The organism is Amycolatopsis cihanbeyliensis (genome assembly GCF_006715045.1).
GTDB classification, from domain to species: Bacteria; Actinomycetota; Actinomycetes; order Mycobacteriales; family Pseudonocardiaceae; genus Amycolatopsis; species Amycolatopsis cihanbeyliensis.
In genome coordinates this window covers 5907609-5920525 of the sequence record NZ_VFML01000001.1, presented here as the reverse complement: position 1 = coordinate 5920525, position 12917 = coordinate 5907609, and the positions used below count along the sequence as shown (strand labels likewise).

At 71.0% G+C, this 12917-nt stretch carries 16 protein-coding genes; 6 read left to right on the top strand and 10 right to left on the bottom strand.

The features are described 5' to 3' along the window. Positions 1–28 precede the first annotated feature (28 nt). Positions 29–610 carry a TetR/AcrR family transcriptional regulator gene (locus FB471_RS27045; protein ID WP_211358157.1) on the top strand — a complete coding sequence of 194 codons (582 nt, stop codon included), beginning with the start codon at positions 29–31 and terminating at the stop codon, positions 608–610. Between the two features lie 24 nt (positions 611–634). Here FB471_RS27045 and FB471_RS27040 read toward each other — a convergent pair whose 3' ends face one another. Then, positions 635–1627, bottom strand: a complete 993-nt coding sequence (locus tag FB471_RS27040; protein ID WP_246076615.1) for a PucR family transcriptional regulator — start codon at positions 1625–1627, stop codon at positions 635–637. A 426-nt stretch (positions 1628–2053) separates the two neighbouring features. On the opposite strand from FB471_RS27040, the gene FB471_RS27035 reads away from it, so the two are divergent. Further along, positions 2054–2707 carry a helix-turn-helix transcriptional regulator gene (locus tag FB471_RS27035; RefSeq protein ID WP_142001128.1) on the top strand — a complete coding sequence of 218 codons (654 nt, stop codon included), beginning with the start codon at positions 2054–2056 and terminating at the stop codon, positions 2705–2707. Positions 2708–2917: 210 nt separating this feature from the next. On the opposite strand, the gene FB471_RS27030 is transcribed toward FB471_RS27035, so the two are convergent. Further along, positions 2918–3346 carry an SRPBCC family protein gene (locus tag FB471_RS27030; protein WP_142001127.1) on the bottom strand — a complete coding sequence of 143 codons (429 nt, stop codon included), beginning with the start codon at positions 3344–3346 and terminating at the stop codon, positions 2918–2920. A 109-nt stretch (positions 3347–3455) separates the two neighbouring features. Between FB471_RS27030 and FB471_RS27025 the strand changes: the two genes are divergently transcribed. Next, on the top strand, positions 3456–3758 hold the full coding sequence (locus tag FB471_RS27025) for a hypothetical protein (protein WP_142001126.1): 303 nt from the start codon (positions 3456–3458) through the stop codon (positions 3756–3758). Here the strand turns inward: FB471_RS27025 and FB471_RS27020 are convergent, their stop codons facing one another. Together FB471_RS27020 and ilvD are read right to left on the bottom strand one after the other, a co-directional pair. Next, a complete protein-coding gene (locus FB471_RS27020; RefSeq protein WP_142001125.1) occupies positions 3759–4541 on the bottom strand; it encodes a 2-keto-4-pentenoate hydratase in 783 nt (260 codons plus the stop codon). Beyond that, positions 4538–6229, bottom strand: a complete 1692-nt coding sequence (gene ilvD / locus FB471_RS27015) for a dihydroxy-acid dehydratase (protein WP_142001124.1) — start codon at positions 6227–6229, stop codon at positions 4538–4540. Before ilvD ends, FB471_RS27020 begins: the two co-directional genes overlap by 4 nt. A 107-nt stretch (positions 6230–6336) precedes the next feature. Between ilvD and FB471_RS27010 the strand changes: the two genes are divergently transcribed. Next, positions 6337–6894: a GNAT family N-acetyltransferase gene (locus FB471_RS27010; protein WP_142001123.1), complete on the top strand. Its 558-nt coding sequence runs from the start codon at positions 6337–6339 to the stop codon at positions 6892–6894. Here the strand turns inward: FB471_RS27010 and FB471_RS27005 are convergent. The 3 genes from FB471_RS27005 to FB471_RS26995 form a co-directional block, all read right to left on the bottom strand. Further along, positions 6891–7922 (bottom strand): hypothetical protein, encoded by a 1032-nt coding sequence (locus FB471_RS27005; RefSeq protein ID WP_142001122.1) that lies wholly within the window; start codon positions 7920–7922, stop codon positions 6891–6893. The two genes, FB471_RS27010 and FB471_RS27005, sit on opposite strands and share 4 nt — an antisense overlap. A gap of 45 nt (positions 7923–7967) precedes the next feature. Continuing rightward, positions 7968–8345 carry a hypothetical protein gene (locus FB471_RS27000; protein WP_142001121.1) on the bottom strand — a complete coding sequence of 126 codons (378 nt, stop codon included), beginning with the start codon at positions 8343–8345 and terminating at the stop codon, positions 7968–7970. A gap of 271 nt (positions 8346–8616) precedes the next feature. After that, positions 8617–9597, bottom strand: a complete 981-nt coding sequence (locus FB471_RS26995) for a TIGR01777 family oxidoreductase (RefSeq protein ID WP_142001120.1) — start codon at positions 9595–9597, stop codon at positions 8617–8619. A gap of 130 nt (positions 9598–9727) precedes the next feature. On the opposite strand from FB471_RS26995, the gene FB471_RS26990 reads away from it, so the two are divergent. Further along, positions 9728–10213: a hypothetical protein gene (locus tag FB471_RS26990; protein WP_142001119.1), complete on the top strand. Its 486-nt coding sequence runs from the start codon at positions 9728–9730 to the stop codon at positions 10211–10213. Between the two features lie 6 nt (positions 10214–10219). Here FB471_RS26990 and FB471_RS26985 read toward each other — a convergent pair whose 3' ends face one another. The 3 genes from FB471_RS26985 to FB471_RS26975 all read right to left on the bottom strand — a co-directional run bounded on the left by FB471_RS26985 (position 10220) and on the right by FB471_RS26975 (position 12286). Next, positions 10220–10858 (bottom strand): maleylpyruvate isomerase family mycothiol-dependent enzyme, encoded by a 639-nt coding sequence (locus FB471_RS26985; RefSeq protein ID WP_142001118.1) that lies wholly within the window; start codon positions 10856–10858, stop codon positions 10220–10222. Further along, positions 10855–11151: a hypothetical protein gene (locus FB471_RS26980; RefSeq protein ID WP_211358156.1), complete on the bottom strand. Its 297-nt coding sequence runs from the start codon at positions 11149–11151 to the stop codon at positions 10855–10857. The genes FB471_RS26985 and FB471_RS26980 overlap by 4 nt, the downstream gene beginning before the upstream one ends. A 139-nt stretch (positions 11152–11290) precedes the next feature. Further along, on the bottom strand, positions 11291–12286 hold the full coding sequence (locus tag FB471_RS26975; protein ID WP_246076614.1) for an RNA polymerase subunit sigma-70: 996 nt from the start codon (positions 12284–12286) through the stop codon (positions 11291–11293). 47 nt (positions 12287–12333) lie between these two features. Here FB471_RS26975 and FB471_RS26970 point away from each other — a divergent pair, with 47 nt between their 5' ends. Further along, the gene (locus FB471_RS26970; RefSeq protein ID WP_246076613.1) at positions 12334–12759 is read left to right on the top strand and encodes a nuclear transport factor 2 family protein; all 426 of its coding nucleotides are present in this window, start codon (positions 12334–12336) and stop codon (positions 12757–12759) included. Positions 12760–12917 lie beyond the last annotated feature (158 nt).

The following is a 12917-nucleotide window of genomic DNA, read 5'->3' as shown; positions in this document are numbered from 1 at the left end:
TGCTCGCGTTTCTGCCAGCATCGACATCGTGACCGGGAACGATGGCAACGCGCGGACGAGCCCGCGACGCGAGAAGCTGCTCGCCGCCGCCGTGCAGTACTTCGCCGAACACGGACTCGCCGACATCAGCCTGCGCGGCCTCGCGACCGAGCTGGGCACCAGCCACCGGATGCTGATCTACCACTTCGGCTCCAAGGAGGGTCTGCTCGTGGCGGTGGTGCGCGCGGTGGAGGCGCGGCAGCGCGCCATACTCACCGAACTGGCCGCCGACTCCGGTCTCACCCCCGGCGAGCAGGCCCGGCGGATGTGGCGGCAACTCGCCGACCCGGCGACGCACCCGCATGCCCGGTTGTTCTTCGAGCTGTACGGCCAGGCGCTACAGGGCAGGGAGCACACCACGCCCTTGCTGGAAGGGCTCGTGCATACGTGGCTTGGCCCGCTCACCGCGCTCGCCGAGCGGGCCGGGATGCCGCCGGAGCGGGCCCGCGCGCACGCCAGGCTCGCCCTGGCCACGGCCCGCGGCCTGGTCCTCGACCTCCTCACGACCAACGACCGCGAAGCCGTCCAGGAAGCGGCCGAGCTGTTCTTCGCGACGTATGCCGCGACATGACGCGCGTTGGGAACACCCGGTGCGTCATTCGCTGCTTTCCGGGGCGGGGAGCAGGCGCTGGGCCTTGAGGGCGAGCTCCAGTTCGAGGCGCCGCTCGGGGTCGGTGAGCCGGTCACCGAACAGCTCGTGCAGCTGGCGCATCCGGTAGCGGATCGTCTGCGGATGGACGTCGAGCTCGGCGGCCAGCTCCGCAGCGCTGCCCCGCACCCGCAGCCAGCCGAGCAGGGTTTCGCTCAGCCGCGCACGCTGGTTGCCCTTCAGCCCCGCCAGCGGCGCCAGGCTGCGCGTGCACAGCTCGCGGAGCAGGAACTCGTCACTGGAAACGCACAGCGTGACGAGGTGCTCCTCGCAGCGGACGAACGGACCCGCCAGCACGTTCCTGCGCACGAGTTCCAGCGCGCGCCGCGCGCAGCGCAGGGACAGCGCGGCGTCGCCGAGCCGGACCCGCGGACCCACGGCGACCCACCACCCGGTCGCACCCTCGGTCAGGCGGGCGAGGTCCTCAGCCGAGTCCCCGGCGAGGCGTGGCTCGGCGTGCTCGAGGTCGGCAAGCGTGGCCTCGGACAGCTGGGGAAAGGCCCGGTGCCGCCGCTCGGCGCTGGGTTCGAGCGCGACGGCCACGACCCGCTCCGGCGGCGCCCACCTGGCGGCGGCGAGCTCCGCCAGGTCGTCCGGGCTCGCGGGCGGGTCGGCGACGATCGCCGCGAGCAGCTTGCGCTTGCGCCTGCGCCCGTACTCGAACTCCAGCTCGCCCAGCCGCCGGAACAGCTGCGTGCCGCGGCTGCGCGGCACCCGGTCGCCGACGTCGTCGATCGCCCACAGGATCGCCTGCTCGATGTACCCGACCACCGTCCGCTGGTACGTGCCGTCCAGCAGCCGCGCGTACACCGGGACCTCGCGCAGGATCGTCCTGCCCAGTTCCCTGGCGAACGGGCGGAACTGCTCGCCCGCTGTCCGCGGCATCGCCGACCACACCATGGCGGCCTTGCCGAGCCCGCCCGGCTTCACGTCCCTCACCTGCTACCTCCATACCGCGGAAGGTGAAGCGGCCCGATGGAGGCCGCAACCTAAGTTCGGCCGGTGAACGGTGTCAACGGCACGCCGATCACGACCACGGGCGGCGGTATAATGCCGTGCGGAATCGGCAGAGTTGTCACCACGGTGACAAAAGCGAACGGTGGAGCCGCGGCGTACGGCAGTGAAATCATTCGATGCGGCGGGCCCATCCGGCCGGGCGGCGGCCAGGGAACAGACCTGTCAATCGCCCGTTGCAGGTTTTCCCACGCCCGATCACGAGTTTTGACAAACGTGGAGCACGGGCAGTCCGGCCACTCATCACGAAACCAACGAATCGTTTCCTTCTCGCCGCCCGCCGGTGTCCGAAATTGACCGGTTCCCGCGGCAGGGAGCACGCTTCGGGCACTGACCGGAGCGGAGGTGACGATGGCCGGCCCGTTGAGAGTGGTCCTGCAGCACCGGCTGAACCTCGTTCGCGACCTGCTGGCGTGGTACGCCGCGCAGCAGCCGGGTTTCCGCGTGGTCGCCTGCGTGGACCGGCCGACGGCGCTGCTGTCCGCGTGTAACCGGACCACGGTGGACACCGTGTTGCTCGAGTCCGGACGTACGCCGGGGGGCGTGACCGAGCTCCTCACGGTGCTAAGGGAACTGCACCATGTGCGGGTGGTCGCCCTGTACTCCACAATGGCCCGTGCCGAGTCCGCACCGGACGCCGACCGGCTGCGGCAGTCGGGGGTGGCCGAGCTCGTCGCCTACGACGACGGGCCTACCGCCGTGCTGGCCGCCCTGCGGGATCTTGGGCCGCATCCGGTCATGCGCGTCCCGCCCGGCCCGCGGGCCCCCGAGCCCCGGTCCGAGCCGCAACCGCTCATCAGGCGCGAGGCGGAGATCCTGCACTGCGTCGCGCCTGGACTCACCGTCCGGCAGACCGCGGACGTACTCGGGGTCACCGAGCGGACCGTGCACAGCCTGCAGGGCCAGCTGTTCCGCAAGCTCGGCGTGCGGAACCGGCGGTCGGCGCTGGCGGTCGCGCTGCGCCACGGCTACCTCTGCGTCGGCGCGGCGCGCGAGGACAAGTAGGGCTACCAGCGTTGTTCCGGCGGCCGCCGTACACCGAATCCCGATCGGGCCGGGGGTCGCGGCGGTTGCGGGTCCCCTCGGGGCGGCGCGGATTGGCGAACTCGGAGTCGACGCGGGAGGTCGAACAGCCGGCCGAAGCGTTCCGGCGATGTGGCCGCCTGCCGGGCCGCGTGCGCGCAGGGCGGCCGGACGACGCCCGCGCCAAAACACTTAGTACAGCGCGTCTTCCGCCGCGCGTTTGAGGCCCTCCGCCTCCATCGTGAGGTAGCGGCGGGTCACCCTGCCCAGCAACAGCCCGATCAGCGCGCCGAACGGCCCGCGCTGTTCGAGGCCGAGCAGCACGGTGACCGCGCCGTCCCCCTCGGGCACCAGCACGTGGCTACCCGTGGTCGTCGCCCCCGGGCCACGGGCGACCCACGTGAACTCGCGCCCCTCGGTGAACTCGATGACTTGCCACACCTGTGCGAGCAGGCCGGGCTGCTTGACCACGGCCCGGCTACCGGCCCGCAGCGGTCCTTCCCCGAGCAGCCGCACGGAGGTCATCGAGTCGGTCCATTTCGGCCACTGCTCGACGTCGGTCAGCGCCGCCCAGACCGCGGCCGGGCCGGCATCGACCCGCCGGGACACCTCGAACCTCACGACCCGAATGTACCACTTGGTACATTAAACGCATGCAGGATGGCAGTGTGCTCGGCCACGGCGTGCCGTTTCGCTCGCATCGCGGTGCGGCCTGGCACGATGGCTCACCGTGACGGCTACCACCTTTCCCGCCTGCGAGACGGACGGCTGCGACCAGCAGATCTATCTCAAGCCCGAGGAGCGCACGGTGTGTGAGGCCTGCCGGCTCCGCGGCGGCCCGCCCCCGCCGAAGGCCGCCGCGGACCAGGGCAACCAGCTCGACGAGGAGCAGCGCGTCCGCGAGTACCTGGCGAGCATGACGCCGGAGCGTCGCCGCTGGAACGTGGACAATTTGGCGCAGTTCAACACGGCCATGGGCGAGCAGTGGTCGCGGATCCTCGCCGAGATGGAGGAGCAGCCTTCCGGAGCGTGATCACGCCGCGATGTGTACGCCCACCGTGCCGAGCTCGCCGAAGTCGGCCACCACCTCGTCGCCGCGCCGGATCGGCAGCGGCTTGGTCGCGGTGCCGGTCGCGACCAGCTCGCCCGCGCGCAGGTGCGTGCCGAGCCGGGGTAGTTCGGTGGCCAGCCAGTGCAGTGCCTCGCGCGGATCGCCGAGCACCAGCTCACCGCTGCCCTGCTCGGTCACCGAGCCGACCCGCAGCGAGACGGGGTGTCGCACCAGGTCCACTTCGGCCCAGCCCGGTACCTCCGGCCCGATGACCATGCGGCCCGCGCAGGCGGCGTCGGCGATGAGCTGCGGCCCACCCACCCGATCGAACCGCTCGTACCGCGAGTCCGGCAGCTCGATCACCAGGTGCATGGCGCTCACCGCGGCGAGCACGTCGGCGACCGAATGCGGCGCGGCGGGGTCCAGGTCCGCGCCGAGCACGAACGCGAACTCGGCCTCCGCCACCCCCATGTGCAGGGTGTCCGCCGGAACCGTGTCCCCGTTCTCGTGCTGGAACCGTTCCAGCAGCCTGCCGGGCAGCGGACCGTCCACCCCGAGGAAGGCCCGCCCGCCGGGGCCGGTGGCCGCGATCTTCCACCCGTAGCCGGGTCCGGCGAGCGCTTCCACCGCCCGCTGCACCGCCATGCCCTCGGCGAGGTCGGCGGGCCGGTCGGCAGCGGCCACGGCGTCCAGCAGATGCCCATCCCGCCAGGCGGCCCAGAGCTGCTCCGCCGCCCGCGCGGCCGAACCGTTCGGGGAGTTCACGAGCACACCGCCCCCTGCGCCGCCGAGCCGACCAGCTTGGCGTACTTGCTCAGCACGCCGGTGGTCCGTGGGACCTTCGGCAACTGCCAGCCCTCGCTTCGCCGGGCCAGCTCCGCCTCGTCGATCCGCAGGTCGAGCGTGCGGGTGGTCATATCGAGCACGATCGGGTCGCCGTCCCGGACGAACGCGATCGGACCGCCGTGCGCGGCCTCCGGTGCCACGTGCCCGATGCACAGGCCGGTCGTGCCGCCGGAGAAGCGCCCGTCGGTGAGCAGCAGCACGTCCTTGCCGAGCCCGGCGCCCTTGATCGCACCGGTGACCGCGAGCATCTCCCGCATGCCGGGGCCGCCGCGGGGTCCCTCGTAGCGGATCACCACCACGTCCCCCGCCTTCAGCTCGCCGAGGGCATCCATCGCCGCCTGCTCCCCGTCGAAGACCCGCGCGGTGCCCTCGAACCGGGCGGAGTCGAACCCGGCGCTCTTCACCACCGCGCCCTCGGGCGCGAGGGTGCCGTGCAGGATGGTCAGGCCGCCGGTGGGGTGGATCGGGTCGGCGAGCCTGCGCAGCACCGAACCGTCCAGCTCCGGGGGTGCCAGCTCGGCCAGGTTCTCGGCCACCGTGCGCCCGGTGACCGTGACGCAGTCGCCGTGCAGCAACCCGGCGTCCAGCAGGGCCTTCATCACCACCGGTACGCCCCCGACCCGGTCCACGGCGGTCATCACGTGCTTACCGAACGGCTTGACGTCGGCAAGATGCGGCACCCGGTCACCGATCCGGGTGAAGTCGTCCAGGGTCAGGTCCACCTCGGCCTCGTGCGCGATCGCCAGCAGGTGCAGCACCGCGTTGGTGGAGCCGCCGAGCGCCATCACCACGGCGATCGCGTTCTCGAAGGCCTCCTTGGTGAGGATGGAGCGTGCGGTGAGCCCGTGCCGCAGCATCTCGACCACGGCCTCGCCGCTGGAGCGGGCGAACCGGTCCCGCCGCCGGTCCACCGAGGGCGGGCTGGCCGACCCCGGCAGCGACATGCCGAGTGCCTCGGCCGCGCAGGCCATGGTGTTCGCGGTGTACATCCCGCCGCAGGCGCCCTCGCCGGGGCAGATCGCCCGCTCGATCCGGTCCACCTCGTCCCGCGAGATCAGCCCCCGCGCGCAGGCCCCGACCGCCTCGAACGCGTCGATGATGGTGACCTCGCGGCCGTCCACCGTGCCGGGCAGGATCGAGCCCGCGTAGAGGAAGACGGCGGCCACGTCCAGGCGGGCGGCGGCCATCAGCATCCCGGGCAGGCTCTTGTCACAGCCGGCCAGCAGCACCGTGCCGTCCATCCGCTCGGCCTCCATCACCGTCTCCACCGAGTCGGCGATCACCTCGCGGGAGACGAGGGAGAAATGCATACCCTCGTGCCCCATCGAGATCCCGTCGGAGACCGAGATCGTGCCGAACTCCATCGGGTAGCCACCCGCGCCGTGCACGCCCTGCTTGCCGGCCTCGGCGAGCCGCTGCAAGGACAGGTTGCAGGGGGTGATCTCGTTCCACGAGGAGGCGATGCCGATCTGCGGCTTGGCGAAGTCCTCGTCGCCCATGCCCACCGCGCGGAGCATGCCCCTGGCCGCGGCGCGCTCCACACCGTCGGTGACCTCGCGGCTACGCGGCTTCACATCGGCTGCTGGTTGCGATTCGTTGGCCGTCATGCCCGTGATGATGCCCCACCCGTCGACCAGCGGCTCGGCCCGCCACGTCGAGCCGCCCGCCGGGTAATCCGTTGGCGGGACAGCGCGTTGCAGGCAGGCTCAGCACGATGACGAACAGCGACCTCGCCTGGCCCTCCGCCGCCCCGGCGTTCGGGGAGGTGCGGCTGCGCGCCTTGACAAGCAGCGATGTGAGCATGGTGCTGGACCTGTCCACCGATCCGTACCTGCCGCAGATCGGCTCGTTGCCCGGCAACGCCGACCGCGAGCAGGCGCTTGCCTACATCGAGCGGCAGCATGAGCGGCTCGGCACCGGGGCCGGGTACTCCTTCTGCATCGCGGACCGGCGCACCGACGCGGCGCTGGGCGTGATCGGCCTGCATCTCGCTTCCCTCGCCGCGGGAAGGGCGAGCGCGGGATACGCCGTCGCACCGCGCGGCCGGGGACACGGGGTCGCGGGCCGGGCACTCACCGCGCTGACCCGGTTCGCCTGGTCCGTCCCGGGGCTGCACCGGGTGGAGCTCTACATCGAGCCGTGGAACCTGGGCTCGGTGCGCACCGCCGAGTTCGCCGGGTACGAGCGCGAAGGGCTGCTACGTAGCCACCAGGAGATCGGCGGCAACCGGGTGGACATGCTGCTGTACGCGGCGACCAGGTCGACCGACTAGTCGAACCCCCCGTAGGGAAGCCTGGACATCGGCGGTTCGTCGCAGCATTCCTTTCGCTCCGCCAAGAAGAAGTCCGCTACATGTTCTCCGAGATGCCCACCTGCCAATCCGGCCAGGAAGGTGACCAGCCCTTTGCCGATCTGGATCGGCTTGGCATGGGGAACCGCGTAAAGGATTCTCGATATGACGGCGCCGGCCGTGAGCGTACCGCCCGATCGTGCCGCCGCCACGGTCCACGGCTGCTCGCCGGCGGCGGCCTTGGCGATCTCCGTGCCTACGGTGAACGCCGCGCCCGCCCTGGCCCACGCGGCCTTGTGGTGCTCGCTGAGTTCGGTGGCGACGTTGAGTGAGGACCCGGTGGCGTGCTGCGCCCCTTCCTCGGGGGTTACCTCGGTGAACTCGTCCTGCCCCTGCGGCACGAGAACGCGGTGGAGATCACTATGTGACTCCTCCTCCATCCTGCGTGCCTCGCAGAGGACAGCCTTGCACTCGTTGAAGACGTCGACCTTTCTGTTGTGCTCGTCGACGGCGGACCGGTACTCTTCCCGCTCGGTCAACTGGTCGATGTTCAGGCTGACATTCCGGAGCTCGAATTCCAGTCCGAGTGACCCTTGTTGGGCGGCCTTCGTAATGTCACCGGATGAAGGCAGGCCGATCCGGGCCCAGCCGGTCGGCACGGGTGGAAGAATCGATTCGTCGGTTACTTCCAAACCGCCACGGACCGCCTTGTCGATCGCGACCTGGACACGGTCCTTGACGGCGTCCAGCGAGGACGAGAAGTCGCGCAGCGCGTTCGCGTAAAGGCGTGCGCTGTGCGCCAGGTCGTCACTACCCGGCACGAGACCGGCGATGGCGTCCCGAAACGCCTCGAACGCCGGGCCATCCCATGACGACTCGGCGAGATTGATGCCTCGCCCCGCCTGATCGCCGGCGTCCTGGCCGAGACGTTCCCAGGTGTCCAGCCGTTCCGCGGCGATACGGCACGACGTCGAGCTGCCATTAACCTTGGTGCTGAGCGGTCGTGGCATCGCGTTTCTCCCGTCGTTCGTCGAGTTTCGCCGGGATGCTGGCGTTCACGGCGATTCCAGCGGAGGTAGATCGACACCAACATTTCGGGTGCCTTCCATGTACTCTCGTCCCCACTCCACGTAGCGGACGGCGCCTTCGGCGGTGTTCTCGATCTCGTCGTATGCGCCCTGGGCGGCATCGATCTTCGTTGCGATGTCATCCATGGCGTGGGCGAGCAGGATACCGGCCATACGCACCCGGACCAGGGCGTCCGCCACGACCACCGACGATGCACCGGCATCGGCGGCGGTCAGTTCACCCGATATCGCTTCGTCCAGGCTAGTGGCTCCGGAAGCGAAGTGATTCCTTGCCTCCGTCAAGCCATCACGTTCGTACCGGTAACCATCGGGTTCGTACCTGTTGTAACTGTTGTCATTACTCATGGCACCCCGCGCATTTTGATCTTGGATTGCCTGTGGAATTGATGGACGTACACCATACTGCACGCGGCATGGCGGTTGGCCGTCTTTCCGCAATTGGTGGTTCCACCGGCGCATTCTGTCCACATGGCCAGCGCGGCCGCAGGCCCCGTTCGTTTTCTTGGTCGCTGACCCGTCTACCGGATGCCTGGTCTGTCTGATCAACGACGCACCGGTACCGCCCGCCGGGGTGATGGACCTTTTCGGGCGGCGACGGGCCCGGCGCGCTCCCGCTCTACGCCCTGCCGGACGGGACGCTCGCGCCGTACCGGGTCCGGCACACCAGGTCCTGCGCCGCGTCCGGCCAGTGCGGGTGGTCGAAGGCGAAGCCCGCGTCCAGCAGCACCCCAGGGGCGACCCGGCGGCTCTTGAGCAGCAGTTCGGTGTCGGAGCGTAGGGCGAATGCCCCGATCTCGGCCATCCACGCGGTCGCGGGCAGGCCGAACGGTATGCCGCGCGCGGCGCGGAGCGCACGCATGAACTCGCGGTGTGGCAGGGGGTTCGGCGCGGCCAGGTTGACCGGACCGTGCAGGTCGTCGCGGTCCAGCAGGAACTCGACCGCGCGCAGCAGGTCCCGATCGTGGATCCAGGAGACGAACTGCTCGCCCCCGGCCACCGAGCCGCCGAGGCCGAGCCGGACCATCCGGAGCAGCATGTCGAAGACCCCGCCGCGACCGGGGCTCATCACCATGGCCGTGCGGAGCGCGACCTTGCGGGTATGCGGCGTGTCCGCCTGCTGTTGCGCCCGTTCCCACGCCCTGGCGATGTCCACGCTGAACGCCCAGTACCCCGGAACATCGGTCTCCGTGCCGCCGATGATGCCGGTCGCCTCGTCGTTGGCGGCGTCGAAGCGATGCGCGTAGATCGTGGCCGTGCTCATCTGCAACCACACCCGCGGCGGGTCGGCCGCCCGCTCGATCGCCGCGCCCACGGCGCGGGTGGAGTCCACCCGCGAGTTCATCATCGCCCGCAGGTTCCTCGGGGTGTAGCGGCAGCTCACCGTGCGGCCGGCCAGGTTGATCACCGCGTCGCAGCCGTCCAGCTCCGCGACCCAGGCCCCCGGGGTGCGGCCGTCCCAGCGGACGCAGCGGACGCCGGGACCCAGCGCGAGGTCGTCTCGACGGCTCAACACCACCACGTCATGACCGGACTCGGCCAGCACCCGGCTCAGGAACTCGCCGATGTGCCCGGTGCCCCCGGGCAGTACAATCCTCATGAACTCCCCTGCCCTCGCCGCCGGCTCCGCCCGGTGAAGTGACCGTAGCACCGGAACGGTACGCGGGGTGCGCCCACCGGATTTCGCGAACTCGGCACGGCGGCGAGATACGGCTGACATCCTGGCGCGTATGATCGAGACTGCGGAGTTGGCAGGTTTTTGGGCGGCGCACGGCATCTGGTGCGTGTCCGAGGGCGAGACGTTGATCCCGATGCTCGCCTACGAGCAGCCCGATGGTGAGCGCGGCATGGACCGGTTCCTCCTCGACGATGTCGGGGAGTCCGCGCGGGCCGCCCAGGAAGTGTTGGACACCAACGAACGCGATGCCGTTCGCGCGGTGCTCGTCGCGGACGCCTACCTCAACCTGGATACCGGGCGGACCGACGCGTTGATCGTCGACGCGGTCAGGTACGGGCTGGGGTCGATCCGGCTGGCCGTGCCGTACTGCCCGCGGACCGGCTCGACCGCCTTCGCCGTGTACCGCCCGGCGTTCCTCGAGGTCGCCGGTGTCGGCGAGCCGGACTACGACTCGCTGGCGGACGCGTTCTTCGCCGGGGCGGACTCGCACGAGGAGGCCGCCGCTGTCTGGAACGCACACCTCGCCGAGCCGGCCTGACCGGGGTCAGACCCGCTCGGCGAGCAGGGGTTGGCCGGGGCCGGACAGTTCGCCGAGTGCGTCGGCGCGTCCGGCGACCGCCATCAGCAGCGCTTCCCCCCGCCCGCGCACCTCGGGACCGGAACCGCGCGACCAGTCCAGATCGGTGGCGACGAGCGTGAGGCCACGGGCTCGAACGAACGCGCGGATCGGCGGAGCGAGGAGCGCCAGCCGTAACGCGGTGCGCAGCCGCTCATGGGGTATGTCGCGGGGCAGGCCGAGCGGACGGCGAATGTCCTGGTGGTGAATCATGCCGTCGACGAGCGCGATCATGCCGCCGAACGCGGCCGGTAGCCCGCTGGGCCGCCGGTGGGCACGCAGCAGCCCGATCAGCTCGCGCGAGTCGCGGGCGTACTCGGCCACCCCGAGTTGGTTGACCCTGCCGGAGGCGAACCGGCCGCGAGCAAAGCGTTTGGCCGTACCGCGCCAGCTCAGCTCGTCGTAGCTGACCACGTGCGCGACCACCTCCCGGACGGTCCAGCGCTCGCACAGGCTCGGTGCGTCCCACTCCCGCGGGGTCAGCGTTTCGAGGAAGTCGGCGAAGTCGGTGCGCTCGGCCACGGCCAGGGCGAGCACCTCCCCGCCGCGCCGTCGTGGGCCGGTCACTCGGCCACCCCGGCGAACCGGGCCTCGCGTTCGGCACCGTCCACCCCGCGCTCGTACCACCGGCCCCCGATCCACGGTTCGACCCGCTGCGGGTCGGCTGCTTCGGCTTCGGCCGGCGCGGCGACGTTGTCCAGTGCGGTGGTCCAGAACCGATCGAGGTAGTCGCGGACGGCGGCCAACCCGGACCGGTCGGTCAGCGCGCCCACGGGTAGCGGGCCGTCCGGCAGGTGCTCCAGGATCAGCCGGCGGTTCGCGTCACCCAGGTCGTCCAACACCTTCGCGGCGGCAGGCACAGGGGCAAGTCTTGACCACCGGTAAGTCACCGTCAACCGTTCGTCGTGACTTACCCTTGCCGCGGTACTGCTCGCGCTCGGTGGCGGGCCGTACTACGGCGGCACCCTGGTCCCGGACCTGGTCGCGGCGGCGGCACTCCTACCGACGTTCCGCCGCGGCGGGAAGGTGCCGCGCCAGGTCACTGTCCAGGAAGCGGGTGATGGCGTTGATCCGGTCGCGGCCGAGGGTGAGCACGAGCAGCCCGGCCGGGGTGGTGGGCTCGCCGAGGTAGCAGGCGAACGCGGGCTGCGTGTTCGCCCTGGTGGGCAGCAGGCGGGCCGCGCCCCTCCCGCTCCAACCGAAGCTGGCGCGCAGGAACTCCGCGATCGCGGCGGGGCCGTGGTACTCGTGCGGTGCCGGTGGCATCGCCAGCCACGCGTCGTCGGTGAGCAGCGAGACGACGCCATCGACATCGCCCGCGATGAAGGCCTCGGCGAACCGCCGGGTGAGCTCCCGCTCGGGCGCGGATCCCGGCGGCGGGATTCGCTCGCGATCCACACCGGACCGGCGTCGCTCCAGCGCCACGCGGGCTCGTTGCAGGGTTCCCTTGATCGCCGTCTCGGTGGTCCCCAGCATGACCGCGACCTCGGCGGCGGGGTAGCCGAGCACGTCCCGCAATACCAGGGTGGCCGCCTGCCGGGGCGGCATGAGCTGCAGGCCGGTGACGAAGGCCAGCTCCACCGACTCGCGCAGGGAGTACCGGGCCTCCGGTCCCGGTGCGCCGTCGGCGACCCGCTCCAGCAGCGTGTCCGGGTAGGGCTGCAACCAGGTCGGCTCGCCGCGGCGGGTGGGTTCCGGCGGAGTGAACGGGGGCACCGGTTCGGGAGGCCTGCGGCGCCCGGCGGCCCGCAACGCGTTGAGGCAGCGGTTGGTGGCGATGCGGTACAACCAGGATCGCAGCGAGGCACGGCCCTCGAAACGCTCCAGGCCACGCCAGGCGGCGATCAACGTCTCCTGCACCATGTCCTCGGCATCGGTGAGCGAACCGAGGATGCGGTAGCAGTGCAGCCGCAGCTCGTCCCGGTACGGCTCGGTGAGATCCCGAAACGCCCGCTCGTCCCCCGCCCGCGCGCGGTCAAGTGCGGTCTGGCCCACAGACCGCATCCTTTCACGCCACCACCGTTCCGTTCAGCGGCTCCGCGGTGTCCACACAGGTGAAGGAGCACAACCGGCAGGACAAGGAGATCACCATGACCGAGAAGCCCAGCCCGGCACTGGAGACCGCGCTCGCCTACCACCGGGCCTGGACGGGCCACGACTTCGAGCGGGCCATGACCTACGTCGCCGAGGACATCGTCTGCGAGGCGCCGTCCGGACGGATCGAGGGCGCGGCGGCCTTCCGGGAGTTCATGGGCCCGTTCACCCGGATACTCACCGGCTCGAGCCTGATCGCCGCCTTCGGCGACGAGGAGACCGCGCTGCTGATGTACGGCACCGAGACCGTGCCGGTGGCCAGCGCTCCCGGCGCCGAGTGCCTCACCGTCCGCGACGGGCGGATCACCCATCTGCGTATCATCTTCGACCGGGCTCCCTTCGCCGCCGCGCGGGAGGAGGCCACCGAATCCTGACCGTGCCGGCACCGCCAGGTCGGCCAGCCTGCCCGGCACCACCTCGGTGACCACCTCGCAGAATCGCGCCGCCTGGCCGGTGCCGGACTTCCAGGTCCATTCGGACAAGTATGCGCCGCCGGGCTCCCACCGGGTACAGGTCGGCGTCGGACCGCGTA

What these genes read in the sequence shown, in the direction of transcription:
- FB471_RS27035 (WP_142001128.1), top strand. Translation starts at nt 2,054, where the DNA reads ATGGCCGGCCCGTTGAGAGTGGTCCTGCAGCACCGGCTGAACCTCGTT.
- FB471_RS26990 (WP_142001119.1), top strand. Translation starts at nt 9,728, where the DNA reads ATGATCGAGACTGCGGAGTTGGCAGGTTTTTGGGCGGCGCACGGCATC.
- FB471_RS27005 (WP_142001122.1), bottom strand. Translation starts at nt 7,922, where the DNA reads ATGCCACGACCGCTCAGCACCAAGGTTAATGGCAGCTCGACGTCGTGC.
- FB471_RS26995 (WP_142001120.1), bottom strand. Translation starts at nt 9,597, where the DNA reads ATGAGGATTGTACTGCCCGGGGGCACCGGGCACATCGGCGAGTTCCTG.
- FB471_RS27010 (WP_142001123.1), top strand. Translation starts at nt 6,337, where the DNA reads ATGACGAACAGCGACCTCGCCTGGCCCTCCGCCGCCCCGGCGTTCGGG.
- FB471_RS27000 (WP_142001121.1), bottom strand. Translation starts at nt 8,345, where the DNA reads ATGAGTAATGACAACAGTTACAACAGGTACGAACCCGATGGTTACCGG.
- ilvD (WP_142001124.1), bottom strand. Translation starts at nt 6,229, where the DNA reads ATGACGGCCAACGAATCGCAACCAGCAGCCGATGTGAAGCCGCGTAGC.